General features: G+C 66.6%; 16 protein-coding genes. 8 read left to right on the forward strand and 8 right to left on the reverse strand.

The genetic code is table 11. The features are described 5' to 3' along the window. Positions 1–14: 14 nt before the first annotated feature. Positions 15–386 carry a ribonucleotide reductase subunit alpha gene (locus tag ACP7B7_RS28550; RefSeq protein WP_426078957.1) on the forward strand — a complete coding sequence of 124 codons (372 nt, stop codon included), beginning with the start codon at positions 15–17 and terminating at the stop codon, positions 384–386. On the opposite strand, the gene ACP7B7_RS28555 is transcribed toward ACP7B7_RS28550, so the two are convergent. After that, complete coding sequence (locus tag ACP7B7_RS28555; protein WP_426078958.1) at positions 383–1,279, reverse strand: LysR family transcriptional regulator; 897 nt, start codon at positions 1,277–1,279, stop codon at positions 383–385. The genes ACP7B7_RS28550 and ACP7B7_RS28555 overlap by 4 nt on opposite strands. 102 nt (positions 1,280–1,381) lie before the next feature. On the opposite strand from ACP7B7_RS28555, the gene ACP7B7_RS28560 reads away from it, so the two are divergent. After that, positions 1,382–2,263, forward strand: coding sequence for an NmrA/HSCARG family protein (locus ACP7B7_RS28560; RefSeq protein WP_426078959.1), 882 nt, complete (start codon positions 1,382–1,384; stop codon positions 2,261–2,263). Positions 2,264–2,281: 18 nt separating this feature from the next. Then, positions 2,282–2,755 carry an AtaL-like protein gene (locus tag ACP7B7_RS28565; protein WP_426078960.1) on the forward strand — a complete coding sequence of 158 codons (474 nt, stop codon included), beginning with the start codon at positions 2,282–2,284 and terminating at the stop codon, positions 2,753–2,755. Positions 2,756–2,794: 39 nt separating this feature from the next. On the opposite strand, the gene ACP7B7_RS28570 is transcribed toward ACP7B7_RS28565, so the two are convergent. From ACP7B7_RS28570 to ACP7B7_RS28585, 4 genes are all read right to left on the reverse strand, one after another. Next, on the reverse strand, positions 2,795–3,481 hold the full coding sequence (locus tag ACP7B7_RS28570; RefSeq protein ID WP_426078970.1) for a carbonic anhydrase: 687 nt from the start codon (positions 3,479–3,481) through the stop codon (positions 2,795–2,797). A 12-nt stretch (positions 3,482–3,493) separates the two neighbouring features. Then, positions 3,494–4,879 carry a NarK family nitrate/nitrite MFS transporter gene (locus ACP7B7_RS28575; protein WP_426078961.1) on the reverse strand — a complete coding sequence of 462 codons (1,386 nt, stop codon included), beginning with the start codon at positions 4,877–4,879 and terminating at the stop codon, positions 3,494–3,496. A 3-nt stretch (positions 4,880–4,882) separates the two neighbouring features. Then, a complete protein-coding gene (locus ACP7B7_RS28580) occupies positions 4,883–6,121 on the reverse strand; it encodes an MFS transporter (protein ID WP_426078971.1) in 1,239 nt (412 codons plus the stop codon). Between the two features lie 274 nt (positions 6,122–6,395). After that, entirely contained in the window at positions 6,396–7,913 is a 1,518-nt protein-coding gene (locus ACP7B7_RS28585) for a phage tail sheath family protein (protein ID WP_426078962.1), read from the reverse strand. 171 nt (positions 7,914–8,084) lie between these two features. Between ACP7B7_RS28585 and ACP7B7_RS28590 the strand changes: the two genes are divergently transcribed. Continuing rightward, entirely contained in the window at positions 8,085–8,471 is a 387-nt protein-coding gene (locus ACP7B7_RS28590) for a SirB2 family protein (RefSeq protein ID WP_308920912.1), read from the forward strand. Between the two features lie 6 nt (positions 8,472–8,477). Here ACP7B7_RS28590 and ACP7B7_RS28595 read toward each other — a convergent pair whose 3' ends face one another. The 3 genes from ACP7B7_RS28595 to ACP7B7_RS28605 form a co-directional block, all read right to left on the reverse strand. Continuing rightward, positions 8,478–10,916 carry a TonB-dependent siderophore receptor gene (locus ACP7B7_RS28595; protein WP_426078963.1) on the reverse strand — a complete coding sequence of 813 codons (2,439 nt, stop codon included), beginning with the start codon at positions 10,914–10,916 and terminating at the stop codon, positions 8,478–8,480. 82 nt (positions 10,917–10,998) lie between these two features. Continuing rightward, positions 10,999–11,988, reverse strand: a complete 990-nt coding sequence (locus tag ACP7B7_RS28600) for a FecR domain-containing protein (protein WP_426078964.1) — start codon at positions 11,986–11,988, stop codon at positions 10,999–11,001. Then, on the reverse strand, positions 11,985–12,497 hold the full coding sequence (locus ACP7B7_RS28605; RefSeq protein WP_426078965.1) for a sigma-70 family RNA polymerase sigma factor: 513 nt from the start codon (positions 12,495–12,497) through the stop codon (positions 11,985–11,987). The genes ACP7B7_RS28600 and ACP7B7_RS28605 overlap by 4 nt, the downstream gene beginning before the upstream one ends. 173 nt (positions 12,498–12,670) lie before the next feature. Between ACP7B7_RS28605 and ACP7B7_RS28610 the strand changes: the two genes are divergently transcribed. From ACP7B7_RS28610 to ACP7B7_RS28625, 4 genes are all read left to right on the forward strand, one after another. Next, positions 12,671–13,162 carry a sigma-70 family RNA polymerase sigma factor gene (locus tag ACP7B7_RS28610; RefSeq protein WP_426078966.1) on the forward strand — a complete coding sequence of 164 codons (492 nt, stop codon included), beginning with the start codon at positions 12,671–12,673 and terminating at the stop codon, positions 13,160–13,162. Continuing rightward, positions 13,159–14,127, forward strand: a complete 969-nt coding sequence (locus ACP7B7_RS28615; protein ID WP_426078967.1) for a FecR domain-containing protein — start codon at positions 13,159–13,161, stop codon at positions 14,125–14,127. Before ACP7B7_RS28610 ends, ACP7B7_RS28615 begins: the two co-directional genes overlap by 4 nt. 97 nt (positions 14,128–14,224) lie before the next feature. Next, entirely contained in the window at positions 14,225–16,675 is a 2,451-nt protein-coding gene (locus ACP7B7_RS28620; RefSeq protein WP_426078968.1) for a TonB-dependent siderophore receptor, read from the forward strand. A 98-nt stretch (positions 16,676–16,773) separates the two neighbouring features. Next, on the forward strand, positions 16,774–17,457 hold the full coding sequence (locus ACP7B7_RS28625; RefSeq protein WP_426078969.1) for an MFS transporter: 684 nt from the start codon (positions 16,774–16,776) through the stop codon (positions 17,455–17,457). Positions 17,458–17,507 lie beyond the last annotated feature (50 nt).

Consider the following 17,507-nt stretch of genomic DNA (forward strand, 5'->3'; position numbering starts at 1 on the left):
CAGGAGTTCGCACCATGAGCATCACCGATTACGCCAGCCTCGTCGCCAGCGCGCGCCAGCAGGAGCAGCCGCAGCGCCTGCTGTTTACCTTTACCCGCGCCGAAGCGGAACCTGGCGGCCAGGGCAAGTCGCTCACGCCGGTGCTGTGCGCCGACAAGCTGCCCGGGGAACTGGGCAGTTTCGAGCAGTTGATGGAGGAGTCGACACAGATGCCGGCGCACTGGGACGTGGTGTTCGTGGCGGGCCTGGCCGGTAGCGGTGGCCAGCCGCCGGCGCCGCAGCAGTGCGAGGCGCCGCTGCGGTCCATGGTCAAGGCGATCGAGGAAGGACGCATCGACAGCCTGCTGGCGTTCGACCGCAGCGGGGATCTGCTCAGGTTTGCCTAGGCGTTTGCGATATAGGCGGCCAGTTCGTCCGGTGTCCCCATCGGAAAGGCCTCCTTCAGGCAGGCGAGGAAGGCCGATACCCGCGCGCTGAGCAGTCTTCGCGACGGATACAGCGCCCACAGCGCGATTTCCGTGCCGTCGACGTCGCCCCAGCTGGCCAGGGTCCCGGCCGCCAGGTCATGGCTGACCAGCGACAAGGGCAGCTGGGCGGCGCCGACGCCCAGCCTCACCGCATCGCGCACCATGAACAGCGACGCCAGGCACAGCACCGGTTCGACCTCGATCGTCGATGTTCCGGCCGGCGTCACGACATGCCAGGCCTCGCGCTCGCGGCGCGTGCCGCGCATGACGGCCGGCACGGCAGCCCCGCCGCCGGGCGCCGCCAGGCCAGGCGGCGCCACCACCACCAGCCGGTCGCGCAGGAAGATGCGGCCGACCAGGCTGGCGTCAGGCGCGGGATTGACGCGGATAACCAGGTCGTAGCCCTCCTCGACCATGTCGACCGGCCGGTCCTCGGTCGTCACCTCCAGCCGGACCTCGGGATACTTCAGCGCGAAGCCGGCTGCCAGCTTGCCCATTGCCGCCTGCGAGAACAGCAGCGGCGCGCTGATGCGCAGGCGGCCGCGCGCTATCGCGCTGCCCTGTGCAATCGCGCCGGCCGTTTCGTCGATCTCGTTCAACAGCACGCTCGTGCGTTCATGCAGGGCCTTGCCCTCCTGCGTGAGTTTCAGCGTGCGCGCGCCGCGCTCGAACAGGCGCAGACCCAGGCTGCTTTCCAGCTCGGCCACGCGGCGCGACAGCGTCGCCTTCGGCCGCCCCGTGGCGCGCGCGGCCCGTCCTACGCCGCCATGCCGGGCCACCAGATTGAAATCGACCAACGCCAGCATATCCATATGTTCCACCATTGAGACAGTATGTCCAAATATACCGTCTTTCGGCCACACGGTGGAATGATTATGATGAATTACCTTTTCAACCCCACCAGGAGTTTTATCATGACCATCCTCGTTACCGGTGCCACCGGCACCATCGGCCGCCACGTGATCGACCAGCTTGTCCAGCGCGGCGCCAGCGTGCGTGCACTCGTGCGCGATCCGTCCAGGGCCGATTTCCCGGCCGGCGTCGCTGTCGTCCAGGGCGACCTGATGGAGCCCGCCGGATTGCGCGCGGCCTTCGCTGGCGTTTCCGCCCTGTTCCTGCTCAATGCCGTCACGCCCGACGAATTTACCCAGGCGCTGATCGCGCTGAACCTTGCCAGGGAAGCGGGTGTCCAACATATCGTCTACCTGTCCGTCATCCACAGCGACCGCTACGTGAACGTGCCGCATTTCGCCGGCAAGTTCGGCGTCGAACGCATGCTCGAACAAATGGACTTTTCCGCCACCATCCTTCGACCCGCCTACTTCATGAACAACGAGCTGACGATCAGGGACGCCGTGCTGGCCCACGGCGTGTATCCGATGCCGCTTGGCGCCAAGGGCCTGGCCATGGTCGATCCGCGCGACATCGGCGAGGTCGCCGCCATCGAACTGATACGCCGCGCCGGCGCGACCGGACCGCTGGCGCTGGAACGCATCAACCTGGTCGGCCCGGACACGCTGACGGGGGCCGATGCGGCCGCCATCTGGTCGGGGGTACTGGGGCGCCCCGTCGCCTATGGCGGCGACGATACGGCCGGCTTCGAGCGCAACCTGCGCAACGTCATGCCGGCCTGGATGGCCTACGACATGCGCCTGATGGCCGAGCGCTTCCAGAGCGACGGCATGCTGCCGGAAGCTGGCGACGTGGCGCGCCTGACGGCCATGCTGGGACGGCCGCTGTACGCCTACCGCGAGTATGTCGCGTCCATTGCAGGCCAGGCCGCGGTTTCAATTTAACGACCAAGGAGAGCCATCATGATCTATTCGACTGCCACGGTACCGGTCAATCCGGAAGGAGAAGTCCCGCTGACACGCGCCCAGGCCTGGGCCGGGCTGGCATGGAAGGCGCGCGACGCCCGTTTGTTCCTGCCGCCGGGACTGTGCACCCGCTGCGAGGTGATCGAGGAAAGCGCCAGCCATATTGTGCGCGACGCCACCATCGGCGGCGTCGACCTGCGCGAAATCATCAGTTTCGACGCAGGCCACAAGGTGTCCTTCTTCCAGGCGGCGGGACCGCGCGAAGGGGTGATCGTCAACGAGCTGTTCGAAGACGACGCCGGTGCCCTGCGGCTGAAGTTCTACTGCTATACGGGCTTGCGCGGCAAGCAGCCGAACGGCCCGGAGGAACAGGCGGAACAGGCCTGGATGGACAGCGACAAGGGCTACAGGACCGCCCTGCTGTCGACGCTGCAACGTACGCGCGCCTTGCTCGCCGAAGGCAAGTTGTAAGCCACTGCGCCGCTTGCCCCCGGCATGTCGCCGCCGGGATCAAACATCCTTCCACGGCCGCTCATGCAGATGGCGCGCCCGTTCAATTGGGCACACCAGCGGCAAAAACTGCTGCTGGCGCGCCGAATACGCCATCAGCGCGCCGCTGTCGATATCGAAGTACCAGCCATGCAGTTTCAGCAGCCCCTGCTCCACCCGGCGTTTCAGCCATGGGTAGGTCAGCAGATTGTCGAGCGACTGCAGGATGCTGGCCAGCTCGCAGGCATGGCGCTGTTCGTGCGCCGGGCGGTGGCCCAGGTCGCGCCGCACGCGCTGCGCCACCGGTTCGGCGATGCGCATCCACTGGCCCACGAAGTCGGTTTCCTGCTCCTGCGCGCGCGGCTGGGGTTCCAGCAGCGCGCGGATGCCGCCGCAGCGCGCGTGGCCCAATACGATCACCCGCGCCACTTCCAGCTTGCAGACGGCGAACTCGATGCCCGAGCTGACGCCCGGCGGCGCGTCCGGCGTACATGGCGGCACCAGGTTGGCGATATTGCGGATCACGAACATGTCGCCCGGGTCGCTGCCCGTCAGCAGCATCGGATCGACCCGCGAATCGCAGCAGCCGATCAGCAGGGTCGACGGCCGCTGGCCGTCGCGCAGGCTGTCATAGAGAGTCTGCGGCTCGCTGAAATACTGCTGCTGGAACAGGCTGAAGCCGTTGACGAATTTTTCCAGTTCTTCCATCATGGTCTCGACTTAGCAGGGCATCGCCGCATTCTTGCGCGCATAACACCACCAGGTGATCGCGATGCAGCTGACATAGAATCCGATAAAGGCCCACAGCGCCGCGTCGGGGCTGCCTGTCAAAGCGATGGAAGTGCCGTAGCTTTTCGGGATAAAGAAGGCGCCATACGCGGCCACGGCGGAAGTAAAGCCCAGCACGGCCGCGCCTTCCTTGTTGGCGTCGACAATCGCCTGCTCCTGCACCGCCTTCGGCTTGCCGGCGGCGGCGCGCTGGTGCTCGGTCAAAAAGATCACGGGTATCATGCGGAAGGTCGACGCATTGCCGATGCCGGTGCCGGCAAACAGCAGCATGAACATCCAGAAAAATCCGGCGAAGCTTCCACCAATACCGCCTTGCGGCATAAAATGCAGCACGCCCAGCACGGCGGCGATCATCAGGAAGAACGACCACAGGGTGACGCGCGCGCCGCCCAGTTTGTCGGAAATCACGCCACCGGCCACGCGCGACAAGGCGCCGACCAGCGGGCCGAGAAAGGCGTAGTCGAGCGGATTGACATCCGGGAACTGGATCTTGATCAGCAGCGGAAACGCGGCCGAATAACCGATGAAGGAGCCGAAGGTGCCGGTGTACAGCCAGCACATCAGCCAGTTGTGCTTGCGCTTGAAGATCACCGCCTGCTCGGAAAACGAGGCCTTGGCCGAGGCCAGGTCATTCATGCCGAACCAGGCCAGCAAGGTCGACAGCGCAATGAACGGCACCCAGATAAAGCCGGCGTTCTGCAGCCACATCTGTTTGGTGGCGCCGGCCTTGGCCCACGTCAGCGACTCGCCGCCCCAGGCGCCGAAGACCGCCATGGTGATCACCAGCGGCACCACGAACTGCACCACCGACACGCCCAGGTTGCCCAGGCCCGCATTCATGCCCAGCGCGAAACCCTTGCTCGCCTTTGGGTAAAAGAAGCTGATATTGGCCATCGACGAGGCGAAATTGCCGCCGCCGAAGCCGCACAGCAGCGCCAATACCAGCATGGTCGGGTAGCCCGTATTCACGTCCTGCACGGCAAAGCCGATGCCGATCGCGGGGATCAGCAGCGAGCCGGTGGAAATCGCCGTCCAGCGGCGGCCACCGAAGATCGGCACCATGAACGAGTAAAAGATGCGCAAGGTGGCGCCGGACAGGCCGGGCAAGGCGGTCAGCCAGAACAGCTGGTTGTTACTGTAGGTGAAGCCGATATTGGGCAGGTTGACCACCACCACGCTCCACACCATCCACACGGCAAAGGCCAGCAGCAGCGCGGGGATCGAGATCCACAGATTGCGCCCGGCGGTGGCCTTGCCGGTCTGTTGCCAGAAGCTGGGCGTTTCAGGCTCCCAGGTATTGATCATGTATTTGCTCATGGCTTATGCTCCAGCGAGTTGAGGGGATTGCGCCGCGCGTTGCGGCTTGAACGAGAAATGCATCCAGACGAGGGACACGCAGACGGTGCCGTACAAGAGCATGAAGGCGCTCGAACGCACGCCGGTGAGATCGACCAGGGCGCCGAACAGGACCGGCAGCACGAAGCCGCCCAGGCCGCCGGCCAGGCCCACCACGCCCGAGACGGCGCCGATATTGTCGGAAAAATCGTCGCCGATGAACTTGAACACGGAGGCCTTGCCGACCGCCATGGCGATGCCGACCACGAACAGCAGCACGGTAAACAGCACCGGCGACAGGCCGACATGGAAGGCCAGCGGGCCGGTGACGGTTTCGATCACCATCTGGGTTTGCGGATACGACAGCAGGAAGAAGCACACCCAGCACACCCACATCACGGCCCACGTCACCTTCGCCGCGCCGTATTTGTCCGAGACCCAGCCACCCAGGGCGCGCAGCACGCCACCGGGCAGCGAGAAGCAGGCCGCCAGCAGCGCCGCGTGCTTCAAATCAAAGCCGTATTCGGCCACGTAGTACTTGGTCATCCACAGCGCCAGCGCCACATAGCCGCCGAACACCACCGAGTAATACTGGCAGTAGCGCCACACGCGGGGGTCTTTCAGCACGCGCATCTGCGACGCAAAGCTTTCGCCCGACGGCGCCAGGTGCGATTTGTCGGTAAAGGAAAACAGCCAGAAGATGATGGCCGTGGCCAGCATGGCCACCGCATACACCTTGGGCAGCATCTGCCAGCCGAAGGCGGCGACGATGCCGGGCGCGACGAACTTGGTCAGCGCCGAACCCGAGTTCCCCGCGCCGAAAATGCCCATCGCCAGCCCGCGCCGCTCCTTTTCATACCAGCGCGCCACATACGGCGTGCCGACCGAGAACGAGCCGCCGGCCAGGCCGACGAACATGCCCAGCACCAGGAAATGCCAGTAGGCGGTGGCATAGGAAATCAGATAAATCGGCACCACGCTGGCGATCATCAGCAGGAAGAACACGCGCCGCCCGCCGTATTTGTCGGTCCAGATCCCGAGCGGCACACGCACCAGGGAGCCGGTCAGCACCGGCATGGCGGCCAGCAGGCCGAATTCGGTCTCGCTCAGGCCCAGGCTGGCCTTGATCGGAATGCCCAGCACGGCAAACATCATCCAGACCGCAAAGCAGATGGTGAAGGCGAAGGTACTGCCGGCCAGCACGGACAGCTGCCTGCGCCGCATGCCGGGCGCGCCGGGCTGCTTGTTACTACTGTTATTGTTGGTGCCATCTAAGGTAGCCACGATGCTTCTCCATGAATGCACTGGCCGTATGGCCAGCCGTCCCGGCCAGCTTACGTGGCCGCCGCCCGCGCCACTATCGGCCACAGGGTGGTTTTGGCAAGGCAATCTGAATAGAGGGGTCGGCAGAAGTGACTAGGCACCCTGGCAATGCAGGCGGGCAAGGAGAAGGAAGACAGGACGGGCGCGCAGGGCGTCCCGGCCCCGGAAAAAACAATCAGGACGAGCGCATCGGCTGCTCGAAACTCAGGTGGATGAATTCTGCCGGGTGGACCAGCGCGACGGCGACGCTGACGCGCAGGATGCCCTGCACGATATCGTCGCCCGTCATGGTGCTGCCCAGGCCGGCCTCGACACGGAAGGCGTCGGCTGCGCTGGCGCCCGGCAAGGCGCCGTTCTGCCACTGCGCGGTGAGAAAGGCGGCGATCATGCTGCGCAGCGACTGCCAGGTATGGGCATCGTTGGGCAGGGATGCATGAGCGGCCATGGCTGCCCTGATCGACCGTCCCAGCATGATGGCGGTGCGCCGCACCGGGATGTAGCGCCAGTCGTCGCTATTGCCGTCCATGGTGCGCGATCCCCAGATCAGCAGGCCGCCCCCTGCAATGGTGCGGATGGCATTGACGGCCTTGCCGTCCGGCGGCAGGTTCAGTCCTTCGTGGTCTTGCTGCGAGATCTCTTCGGCCGGTGCGACGGCGCCGACGATGCAGGTATTGGCGGGCGCCCGCCACACGCCCTGCTGCGCATCGGTACGCGCGTACACGCCGGCCATCGCGGCGCCCGGCGGCAACTGGTTGGCCAGCGCCAGCAGCAACGCCGCCAGGCGATAGTACAACGGACTGGTTTTCAACAACGTGCGGTGCGTGTCGGCGACCAGCGTGGCGCGCTGTTGCTGGTCCGCCGGCATGCGGCGTCCAATGGCATGGAACAGCGCCGTGAGCGCCGCGCTGGCATCTGGTGAAGGCGGTGGTGACAGCTTGGCCAGCTCCTGCAGCAGCGCCTCGGACAGCAGCGCCAGCGCCGCATCATCGAGATTGTCCCAGGTGATGCTCAAGGGATCGACCAGATTGAAATGCAGCCAAGGATAGTAGGCAGCGCCAAAGCCGAGAAAACTGCCGTGCAGCGACGCGCGCAAGCCATGGCGGCTGCCGGAAATGATATCGTCTTGCGCGTGCCCGCTGCGTGGCTGGCCGCCACCGTAGACGTCGATCAGCACCATCCGGTCTTGCATGGCGCCGCAGTGATCGAGCAATGCCTGCCACACCGCATGACACTCGTCACTGCCATCGAGCAGCGTGGCATCCGGCGCCACGATCAGACCGATGCCAGCCACCTTGCTCAAGCCATCAAGCAGGTCCAGGAAGTCTTCTTTCCGCTTGCCGCGCGTGATCGCCTGCGCATGCGTGCCGGTCGACTGCACATAGGCCGGGCCGCCGCCATTGTCGAAGTAGGACTGCAAGCCATGGTAGAGAAAGAACCGCGCCTGGTCGTGGTGCGCCGGCAGCAGTTCCAGCGTGCCCTGCTCGACATGGAGCGAAAATAGCGGTGCGTGCGGGCCACCGAACTGCTGCTCGAACTGCCTGATCGACTCGACCAGGACCGGCCCGGTAGCCGTATCCTTGCCCGGCTTTGCCGTATAACCGAGGAACAGCGCCATGCCGCTGGCGGCGGCCACCAGCGAATCTGGCACGGCATTGCCTTCCACGACATACACACCCGGCGTCTTCAATTGCATCGCTGCTCCCTGCGGCATTCAGAATGAACGGCCATTCTATGCCCGGTGCCGCTTTTTTTCACGCTTTATTCGGCGTCCCAAAAACTTCCAGGCTTAGTTCCCATGACATATGGCCGGCCGGGGCAATTCAGGCTATGCTGGCCGCTCTTTCACCATCCTGAAAACCTGCACATGGACTACCTGAGCCTCAAGCATTTTCACATGGGCTGCGCCGCCGCCAGCGGCGCCCTGTTCCTGCTGCGCGGCGCCTGGATGCTGCGCGCTTCCCCGGCCCTGCAACAGCGCTGGGTAAAAATCGCGCCACACCTGATCGACACGGCGCTGCTGGTCAGCGCCATCACCCTGGCCGTATGGAGCGGACAGTCGCCGGGCAAACATCCCTGGCTGATGGCCAAGCTGTGCGCGCTGGTGGCATATATCGTGCTGGGCACCATCGCCCTCAAGCGCGGCAAGACGCTGGCCGTGCGCGCCACCGCCTTTGTCGCCGCGCTGCTGGTGTTTGCCTATATCGTGGCGGTGGCCGTGACCAGGCAGCCCTGGCCACTGCAAGCACTGTAAACAGCGTCAGAACGCGTAACGCAACGCGACGCTGGCGTTGCGCGGCGCGCCCCAGTAGGCCTGGTTATACATGCCGACCTGGCTGTAATAGCGCTTGTCGAACAGGTTGTTGATATTCGCCTGCAGCGACAAGCGGCGCGAGATATCATATTTCGCCATCAGGCTGGCCACCGCGTGGCCGCCCTGGCCCACCGTTTCCAGGCCATTCGGCCCGGTCGCTTCGCGCCAGGCCGCGCTTTGCCAGTTGACGCCGCCGCCCAGCGACAAGGCCTGCCAGGCGCCATCGAGGCGGTAGCTGGTAAATACACGCGCCAGCGTCCGCGGCACATAGCTGTTCAGGCGCACGCCGGCATTGTCTTCGGCCTGGGCATGCGACACGCTGGCCGACATGTTCCAGCCACGCGCCAGTTCACCCGACAGCTCGATCTCGATGCCGCGGCTGGTGGCGCCGTCGGCCGCGTAATACGCCTGCGTTAGCGAGTTGCCGACAAAGTGGCCCGTGTCTTCCTGCGCCAGGCCGTCCTGCACGATGCGGAACACGGCCAGCGCCGCATTGAGCCTGCCGCCGAAGTATTCGCCTTTCACGCCCGCTTCCAGGTTCTTGCCCTGTACCGGGTCGAGGTAGCGGCCCAGGCGGTCCTGGTTGCCCTGCGGTTTGAAGATCTTGCTGTAGCTGGCGTACAGCGAATGCCGCCGGTCGATCTCCCACACCAGGCCCGCATACGGCGTGACGGCGTGCTTGGCGTACGCGTAGTTGCCGCCCCAGTCGTCGATATGGTCGGCCTTGTAGCGGCTGTAGCGCGCGCCGAGTATGAGTTTGACCGGATCGGCCAGCGAAAAGCGCGCGGTGCCGTAAATACCGCGCTGCCGCACCGTGTCGAGCAGCTTCCAGCGATAAAAATTCGGGTCGTTCCAGTCCGGCTCCGGCGCCACGCCCTGCCATTGATAAAAATTGCCGTAGTCGACGCTGCCGCCCGAGTTGCCCGGATTGCTGGCGAACTGCTTGCTGCCCGAAACGCCCAGCGCCAGGTCGTGCCTGCGGCCCAACAGTTCAAACGGGCCCTGCACATAGGCGTCGACGCTGTCCTGGCGTCGCGTGCCACGGTACTGGCCCGGACTGCCAAGCATGCCCTGGCCCGTCAGCTTGTCAGGCCAGGTATAGGCAAAGGATTCGGCGGCCGCATAATCTCCCCAGCCGTGATTGAGCATGGCGGTCAGGTTCCAGCCGCCGCCCAGCTCCTGCTCCAGGCGCATGAACGCCGTCTGGCTGACGCTGTACCAGCGGCTCCAGGTGGCGGCCGTGGTGGCCGAACGCGGCCAGGTGGCGCGCTCGCCATCGGCGTACCACAGCGGCAGGCCGCCATACATGCCGCCGCGCGGACGGTTGTCCTGGTACTCATAGCCGGCGATCAGCACGCTGCCTGGCGCCAGGTCCGCTTCCACGGTGGCGTAGGCCATCGCTTTCTTGCCGTGGTACAGGTCGACATACGATTCGGCATCCTGGTAGCTGGCCACCACGCGGCCGCGCACGCGCCCGTCGGCGCTCAGAGGCGCCGACAGGTCGGCGCTGGCGCGCGCATTGTTCCACGAGCCCAGGCTCAGCGCCGCCACGCCGGCCAGTTCGGTCGACGAGGCGCGCTTGCGCACCAGGTTGACGGTGGCCGACGGCTCGCCCGCGCCCGTCAGCAGGCCGGTGGCGCCGCGCACGATCTCGACCCGGTCATAGGCCGTCATGTCGAGCGTGCTGTCGCCGACGTTATAGGCGTTGTCGACCGTGGTGGGAATGCCGTCGTACTGGTAGCTGGCGATCGAAAAGCCGCGCGCAAAGAACGAGGTGCGGTCGCTGTCGTAGCGGTTGACGGCGACGCCGGCCGCGTTCTGCAGCACCTCTTCCACCGTTTGCAGGTTCTGGTCGTCCATCTGCTGGCGCGTGATCACGCCGACGGCTTGCGGCGTGTCGCGCACCGACAGGCCCAGGCGCGTGGCCGAACGCATGCTGCGGGTGGTGTAGGAGCCGCTGCCTTCCGTCACGCCGCTGTCATCGGCGACGGCGGTGATGGTGGTCTCCGGCATGGCCTGGCCCAGCGTCGCGGGCGCCGCCGCCAGCACATAGCCGCCATTGGCTTGCGCCACGGCGCGCAGGCCGGAGCCAGCAAGGATGGCGCTCAAGGCTTCGGCCGTGCCATGGCTGCCGGCCACGCCGGCGCTGCGCTTGCCCGCCACGCTGGCGGCCTGGTAGGAAATCATGGTGCCGGTCTCCTGGCCAAAGCGCACCAGCACCTGTTCCAGGGGACCGGCCGGAATGGCCAGCGGCGCACGCGCGGCCGCCACGGGACCGGCCGCATGGGCCACCGGTGCAAAGCCTGCGGCCAGCAGCCACAGGGCCTGGCTGACGGCGACGGCCGCCAGCGTGCGGCCGATGGAAGGTATTTGAGTGATGGACATAAGCGATTTTCCTGGCAATGAAAGGGTTTCACTACCTGTGCCACGCGAAAATCGAAAAACCCTCACCTTTTTAAAAATATTGTCAGGAAGCTGGCCGGTGCGGCACCACCGTCACCCAGTAGCGCGTGGTCTGGCGCACATCGACCGGCAAAGTGCGGGTCAGCATGTCGAGTACCTGGCCGGTGTCGGCCAGCGGATAAATGCCGGAGACCGGCAAATGCGCGATGGCCGGGTCGCAGGCCAGGCGCCCGGGACGGTAGCGCGCCAGCTCCGCCACAAAAGTGGACAAGGGCATCTCGTGCGCCACCAGCATGCCGGTGGTCCAGGCGTCGGCGCCGGCAGGCAGGGCTTCGATGGCGCCGATCTGCTCGCGGGTAAAACTGGCCTGTTCGCCCGCATGCACGCGGCGCGGTGCGCCAGCCAATTGTTCTGGGGCGATATCGACAGCGCCTTCGAACACGCCCAGGCGCGTGTGCCCCTCGTCCTGGCGTACCGCAAAGCGCGTGCCGACCGGCCGCAAGCTGCCCTGCGCCGTGCGTACCACGAAGGGGCGTTGCGCGCGGTCCGGCGCGGTGGCCACCATGATCTCGCCGCCGCGCACGGTGAGCTGCCGTTGTCGCGCGTCGAACCGCACGTCGATGGCGGTGCTGGTACCGAGCGTGACGCGGGTGCCGTCATCGAGCACGATCTGGCGCAGTTCTCCGGTGCCGGTGCGGTAGTCCGCCAGCCAGATCGTCGCCTGCCGGTCGCCGCCGGCCAGCCAGCCGGCCGTGCCCAGGCCAAACACCGTCAGCAAGGCCAGCGCCTGGCGGCGCGTGACCCGCGCCTCTTCGCGCGCCCGGGCATGCAGCGGCGCGCGCGCCAGAGTGCCGTGCGCCAGCGGCGCCGGCAAGGAGCGCAGGCGCGCCATGCAGCCCTCCACATGCTGCCAGGCCAGCTCATTGCCGGGGTCTTGCGCGCGCCACATGCGCCAGGCGGCATCCACCTCGGGCTGCACCTCGCCGGCCTGCAGCCGCACCAGCCACTCCACCGCCTCCAGGCTGGCCGCTTCGGACGCCTGCGCGCCGCTCATGCGGGCGGTCCGGCAAAAAAACACTGGTGCATGGCTTTCACCAGGTAGCGCTGCACGGTGGCCAGCGACACGTCGAGCGCGACGGCAATCTCCGCCTGCGGCATGCCGTCCAGCTGCGACAGCAAAAACGCGCGGCGTACCGGCGCCGGCAGGCCGTCGAGACGGCGGTCGATATCGAACAGGGTTTCGAGCAGGATGGCCCGCGCCTCGGGATCGGGCGCCAGCTGCGGCGGCAGGGCCGCCAGCGTTTCCAGATAGGCCGCTTCCAGGTCGCGCCGCCGGTAAAGATTGCCCAGCACGCCTTTGGCCACGGTGGTGAGGAAGGCGCGCGGCTCGCGTGCACCGACCGCTTCGTCGCGCGCGAGCAGGCGCATGAAGGTGTCGTGCGCCACGTCGGCCGCATCGAAAGCATTGCCGATCTTGTGGCGCAGCCAGCCCTGCAGCCAGCGATGATGGTCCTGGTACAGGCCGCCCACCTCCTGGTGAACGTCGCTCTGGGCTGGCGGCACGGCGTATCCTCGGTCAAACAATAATGATTCGCATTCTAACTGGCCCGGTACGGGACGTGCAACCACGTCGTTTCAATCATCGTACGGCGTGGCAGGCGGGACACAGCCGCCTTGCCATGCGAGCGGGCACGCGACTATAATTGAGAATAATTCGCATTCACAAATCATCGCACATGCCCGCAGTTGCTCCCACCATCGCCACCCTCTACAGCGACCATCACGGCTGGCTGCAAGGCTGGTTGCGGGGCAAGCTGGGCAACGCCAGCCAGGCGGCCGACCTGGCGCATGACACCTATGTGCGGCTGCTGCAGTCGCGCCGCGCCGATTTTGGCGCCCAGCCGCGCGCCTTTTTGACGCATGTCGCCAAGGGCCTGCTGATCGACCACTGGCGCCGCCAGGAGGTCGAGCGCGCCTACCTCGACACCATCGCCCTGCTGCCCGAAGCGCAATCGCCCTCGCCCGAAACGCGCTTGCTGGTGCTGGAAACGCTGTATCGGGTGGAAGCCATGCTGCGCGCCATGCCGGCGCAAACGCGCGAGATTTTCCTCATGGCGCAGCTTGATGAACTGAGCTACCAGCAGATCGCCGACCAGCGCCGCCTGTCGCTGGCCACCGTCAAGCGCCATATGCGCGCCGCTTTCCTGGCCTGCATGGCGGCCGCATGAGCACCTCGGCGCCGTCGATGGACTTGCTCGGTGAAGCGGCCGACTGGCTGGTATGCTTCCAGTCCGGCGAGATGACCGAACGCGAACGCGCCCGGTTCGAGCGCTGGCGCGCCAGCAGTCCGCTGCATGCGGCCGCCTGGCAGCGGGCCGAAGCCGTGCTGGGCGACTTCGCCGCGCTGCCACCGGACACCGCGCGCCAGACCCTGTCGCGCCTGAAAGCGCCGCGCCGCCGCCAGGCGATGCAGGTACTGGGCCTGATGCTGGCGGCGGCGCCGGCCAGCTGGCTGGCCTGGCGCGAGCTGCCATCCTGGACCGCCGACCTGCGCACCGCCACCGGCGAAAAGCGCACCATCGAGCTTGCCGACGGCACGCGGCTGGTGCTCAATTCGGCCAGCGCGGTCGACGTGCGCTACGCCGCCGAAGCGCGCCTGCTGCATCTGCTGGCCGGCGAAATCCTCGTCACCAACGGCCGCGATCAGCGTCACTTGCCGCCCCTGATCGTTCAATCAGAGCATGGCGCCATGCGCGCACGCGATACGCCCAAGTTGCGCTTTGCCGTGCGCCTGCTGGCCCGTGCCACGCGGCTGTCCGTGTTCGACGGCGCGCTGGCCGTCACGCCCGCGCGCGCCACCCCGGTCACGGGCGCAGCCAGGGCCGGCCAGGAACTGGAGTTCACCAGCGGTGCGGTGGGCGAGGCGCACGCCGTGCAGCCGAGTGCCGCGCTATGGGAAAAAGGCATGCTGGTGGCCAAGGACATGCGCCTGGCGGCCTTGCTCGATGAACTGGCGCGCTACCGGCGCGGCATCGTGCGTTGCGACCCTGCGATCGCCAATCTGCGCGTCTCGGGCGCGTTTCCAGTACACGACTTCGAGCGCAGCCTGGGCCTGCTGCGCCAGACGCTGGGACTGCAGACGAGCAGCGTGGGGCCGTACTGGATCACCGTCCAGCGTCCGCCTGAAACATAGTCTGCTTTGCAGTGACACCTTTTTCATCCTCGTCCGGTGTACCGGATGACAGCGCATCAGTAACGCGCCGCATCCCTCCCACCGAACAAAGGAAATCATGTCACCGCACCCGCAACGCCGCTTCCCCCGATTGACACCTCTCGCCATGCACCTGGCCATCGCCGGCCTGCTGGCGGGCGCACCGCTCCATATGGCCCAGGCGGCACCGGCGCCTGCCGCCAGCATCCAGACCTACGCCATCGCCGCCGGCAAGCTCGGCGACGTGCTGGCCGACTTTGCCGCCACCGCCGGCGTGCCGCTGTCGTTCGAGCCGGCGCAGCTGGGCGCGGCGCGCAGCGCGGGCCTGCACGGCAGCTTTACGGTAGCGGCGGGCTTCGCGCAACTGCTGGCCGGCAGCGGCCTGGAAGCGGTCGATGTGGGCAATGGCGCATATGCGCTGCGCAAGGCAGGCGTTTCACCTGCCGCTGCCGGCACGCAGACCCTGCCCGGCATCGCCGTCACCGCCAGTGTCGACCATCCGGCCAGCACCGAAGGCAGCGGGTCGTACACCACGCGCGCCATGCGCACGGCCAGCAAGCTGACCCTGTCGGCGCGCGAAACGCCGCAGTCGGTCGGCGTGGTCACGCGCCAGCAACTGGACGACCGGGGCTTCCAGTCGCTCGACGAAGCGGTGCAGGACGCCACCGGCATCACCACGCGCCAGATCGGCGGCGGCGAGCGCACCCAGTTTTTTTCGCGCGGCTTCGCGGTCAACAACTTCATGCTCGACGGCGTGCCGGTCGCCTTCGACCAGGACACCATGGGCCTGGCCACCATGGCCATGGTCGACCATGTGGAAGTGCTGCGCGGCGCGGCAGGCATCGTCACCGGCACCGGCAATCCGTCCGGCACCATCAACCTGGTGCGCAAGCGCCCGGGCGCCACGCCGCAGGTGCTGGTCAACGCCAGCGCGGGCAGCTGGGACAATTACCGCGCCGAGCTTGACGCCGGCGGCGCCCTGAATGCGTCGGGCAGCGTGCGCGGGCGCGCGGTGCTGGCGGCGCAGGATGCCGACACCTTCAAAAAGGCCTACCGCCATGAACGCCGATTCGCTTACGGCACCCTCGATATCGACCTGGCTCCCGGCACGGTGCTCAGCGTGGGCGCCTACGCCAGCCGCGAAGACAATCCGGGCGCCGACTGGAATGGCCTGCCCACGCGCCGCGACGGCAGCTTTTATCCGTTTTCGCGCTCCGCCCGCATGACGCCCGACTGGGCATACTGGAACAAGGACAACCGCAGCGCCTTTGCGGAACTCGACCATCAACTGGCTGGCGGCTGGCGCACGCGCGTCACGGCGCGCGCGCTGGAAACGACGATGGCGATGCTGGGCACCTATCTGTATCCGCTGGAAGACTCCAGCAACTTCGGCCAGGGCGTGGGCAAGTATGCGTACAAAAAAACCCAGCTGAGCGTGGACGCCTACGCCAGCGGCCCTTTCCGGCTGTTCGGCCGCACGCATGAACTGGTGGTCGGCGGCAGCTACCGCCGCAACCGCGACAACGACGGCCCTGGCGGCTGGCCCGCCGACTACAACGTCACGGTCGATCCGCTGAACTGGAATTCCAGCACCGTGCCGCAGCCCGCCATCGACTACCTGTGGTCGCGCAAGGGCAAGCAGGCCGAAACCGGCCTGTACGCGACGGCGCGGCTGCAACTGGCCGAGCCGCTGACCGCCATGCTGGGCGCGCGCGTCGATTCCTGGCACTACCGCATGCACCTGACCTCGGGCACCTGGCAAGACGACAGCGGCTATGAAGTCCGGCGTGAAGTGACGCCCTACGCGGGCCTGGTGTACCAGCTCGACGCACGGCACTCGGCCTATGCCAGCTGGACCAGCGTCTTCCAGCCGCAAAATTACCAAGCCGCCGGCGGCGCGCTGCTGGACCCTGTCACCGGCAGCAATGCCGAAGCGGGCGTCAAGGGCGAATATTTTGGCGGCGCCCTGACGGCCAGCGCGGCCCTGTTCCAGATCGAACAGAAAAACCTGCCGCTGCAGCTGGCGCAGCAAACCTGCCGCAACCAGGCCACATCGTGCTACCGGCAGGCCGGCGAAGTGCGCAGCCACGGCGCGGAGTTCGAACTGGCCGGCGCGTTGTCGCGCGACTGGCAGGTACTGGCCGGCTATACCTGGAACACCAGCGACTATGTGCACGATGCGGACACCGGCCAGGCCGGTGCGCGCTACGACACGCAAACCCCGCGCCACCTGTTCAAGCTGTCGACCAACTACCGCCTGCCGGGCGGCCTGTCCGGTTGGAAGCTGGGCGGCTCGCTGCGCACGCGCAGCGCCATCAGCAATACCGTCAGCGGCGTGACGGTGCGCCAAGGCGGCATGAGCCTGCTCGACCTGATGGCCTCGTGGCAGGCCAGCCGCCAGCTGTCGCTGCAGCTGAATGTGTACAACGTGTTCGACAAATATTATTACCAGGCCGTCGGCAGCACGCAGGACAACAACCACTTCGGCGCGCCGGTCAATGTGCTGCTGTCGGCGAAGTACGCTTTTTAATATAGTATCCGGATACGGGCGGCGCGCGCACCGAAGCGGGCAGCGGCGCCGCCCGCACGCACCTATGCTGGCCTTTCAGCTCGATATGAAAGGCCGCCGTGACGCAGCAAACCGACTCACCTTTTTCTCCACTCCTTTTTCCTGCCTCCTCCGCACGCAGCCGTCCCCTGTGGCTGATCGCCCTGCTCTACCTGGCCCAGGGCATGCCGATCGGCCTGGCTTTCCAGGCCTATCCCGTGTTGCTGCGCCAGGGCGGCGCGCCGCTGGACATGATCGCCCTGGTGCCTTTGGCCAGCCTGCCATGGGCCTTCAAGTTCTGCTGGTCGCCGCTGGTGGAAAACCGCTGGCTGGCCGGCGTGGGCCGGCGCCGCAGCTGGATACTGCCGATGCAGCTGCTGCTGGCCGCCAGTCTGGCCGCGATGGCCTTCCAGCCGTTTGACGCACAACACGCGCCTGCGCTGCTGTGGCTGATCGCGGTGGCCTCGCTGGCCAGCGCCACGCAGGATATCGCCACCGATGGGCTGGCGGCCGACGTGCTGCACGGCAGCGGCATCACCCATGCCAACGCGCTGCAGGTGGGCTGCTTCATGCTGGGCATGCTGCTGGGCGGGCCGGCCGTGCTGCTGGCGGTGGCCACGGTGGGCCAGCAGGCGGCCATGCTGGCGCTGGCTGGTGTCGCGGTGCTGTGCGGCCTACCTGTATGGCGCTGGCGCGAAGCCCCCCCGATGGCAACCGCTCGCCACGCCTCGCTGCGCGGTTTTTTTCTAGGTCAGCACATTTAGCTCATCGCACAGTTTCTCCAGTCCCGCCAGATAGTGGGCGGGATCCTTGC

The sequence above is a fragment of the Janthinobacterium sp. PSPC3-1 genome (assembly GCF_049896105.1).
GTDB lineage: Bacteria > Pseudomonadota > Gammaproteobacteria > Burkholderiales > Burkholderiaceae_D > Janthinobacterium.

What these genes read in the sequence shown, in the direction of transcription:
- ACP7B7_RS28590 (WP_308920912.1), top strand. Translation starts at nt 8,085, where the DNA reads ATGGACTACCTGAGCCTCAAGCATTTTCACATGGGCTGCGCCGCCGCC.
- ACP7B7_RS28565 (WP_426078960.1), top strand. Translation starts at nt 2,282, where the DNA reads ATGATCTATTCGACTGCCACGGTACCGGTCAATCCGGAAGGAGAAGTC.
- ACP7B7_RS28550 (WP_426078957.1), top strand. Translation starts at nt 15, where the DNA reads ATGAGCATCACCGATTACGCCAGCCTCGTCGCCAGCGCGCGCCAGCAG.
- ACP7B7_RS28585 (WP_426078962.1), bottom strand. Translation starts at nt 7,913, where the DNA reads ATGCAATTGAAGACGCCGGGTGTGTATGTCGTGGAAGGCAATGCCGTG.
- ACP7B7_RS28560 (WP_426078959.1), top strand. Translation starts at nt 1,382, where the DNA reads ATGACCATCCTCGTTACCGGTGCCACCGGCACCATCGGCCGCCACGTG.
- ACP7B7_RS28615 (WP_426078967.1), top strand. Translation starts at nt 13,159, where the DNA reads ATGAGCACCTCGGCGCCGTCGATGGACTTGCTCGGTGAAGCGGCCGAC.
- ACP7B7_RS28595 (WP_426078963.1), bottom strand. Translation starts at nt 10,916, where the DNA reads ATGTCCATCACTCAAATACCTTCCATCGGCCGCACGCTGGCGGCCGTC.
- ACP7B7_RS28580 (WP_426078971.1), bottom strand. Translation starts at nt 6,121, where the DNA reads ATGCGGCGCAGGCAGCTGTCCGTGCTGGCCGGCAGTACCTTCGCCTTC.
- ACP7B7_RS28570 (WP_426078970.1), bottom strand. Translation starts at nt 3,481, where the DNA reads ATGGAAGAACTGGAAAAATTCGTCAACGGCTTCAGCCTGTTCCAGCAG.
- ACP7B7_RS28575 (WP_426078961.1), bottom strand. Translation starts at nt 4,879, where the DNA reads ATGAGCAAATACATGATCAATACCTGGGAGCCTGAAACGCCCAGCTTC.
- ACP7B7_RS28600 (WP_426078964.1), bottom strand. Translation starts at nt 11,988, where the DNA reads ATGAGCGGCGCGCAGGCGTCCGAAGCGGCCAGCCTGGAGGCGGTGGAG.
- ACP7B7_RS28555 (WP_426078958.1), bottom strand. Translation starts at nt 1,279, where the DNA reads ATGGATATGCTGGCGTTGGTCGATTTCAATCTGGTGGCCCGGCATGGC.
- ACP7B7_RS28610 (WP_426078966.1), top strand. Translation starts at nt 12,671, where the DNA reads ATGCCCGCAGTTGCTCCCACCATCGCCACCCTCTACAGCGACCATCAC.
- ACP7B7_RS28620 (WP_426078968.1), top strand. Translation starts at nt 14,225, where the DNA reads ATGTCACCGCACCCGCAACGCCGCTTCCCCCGATTGACACCTCTCGCC.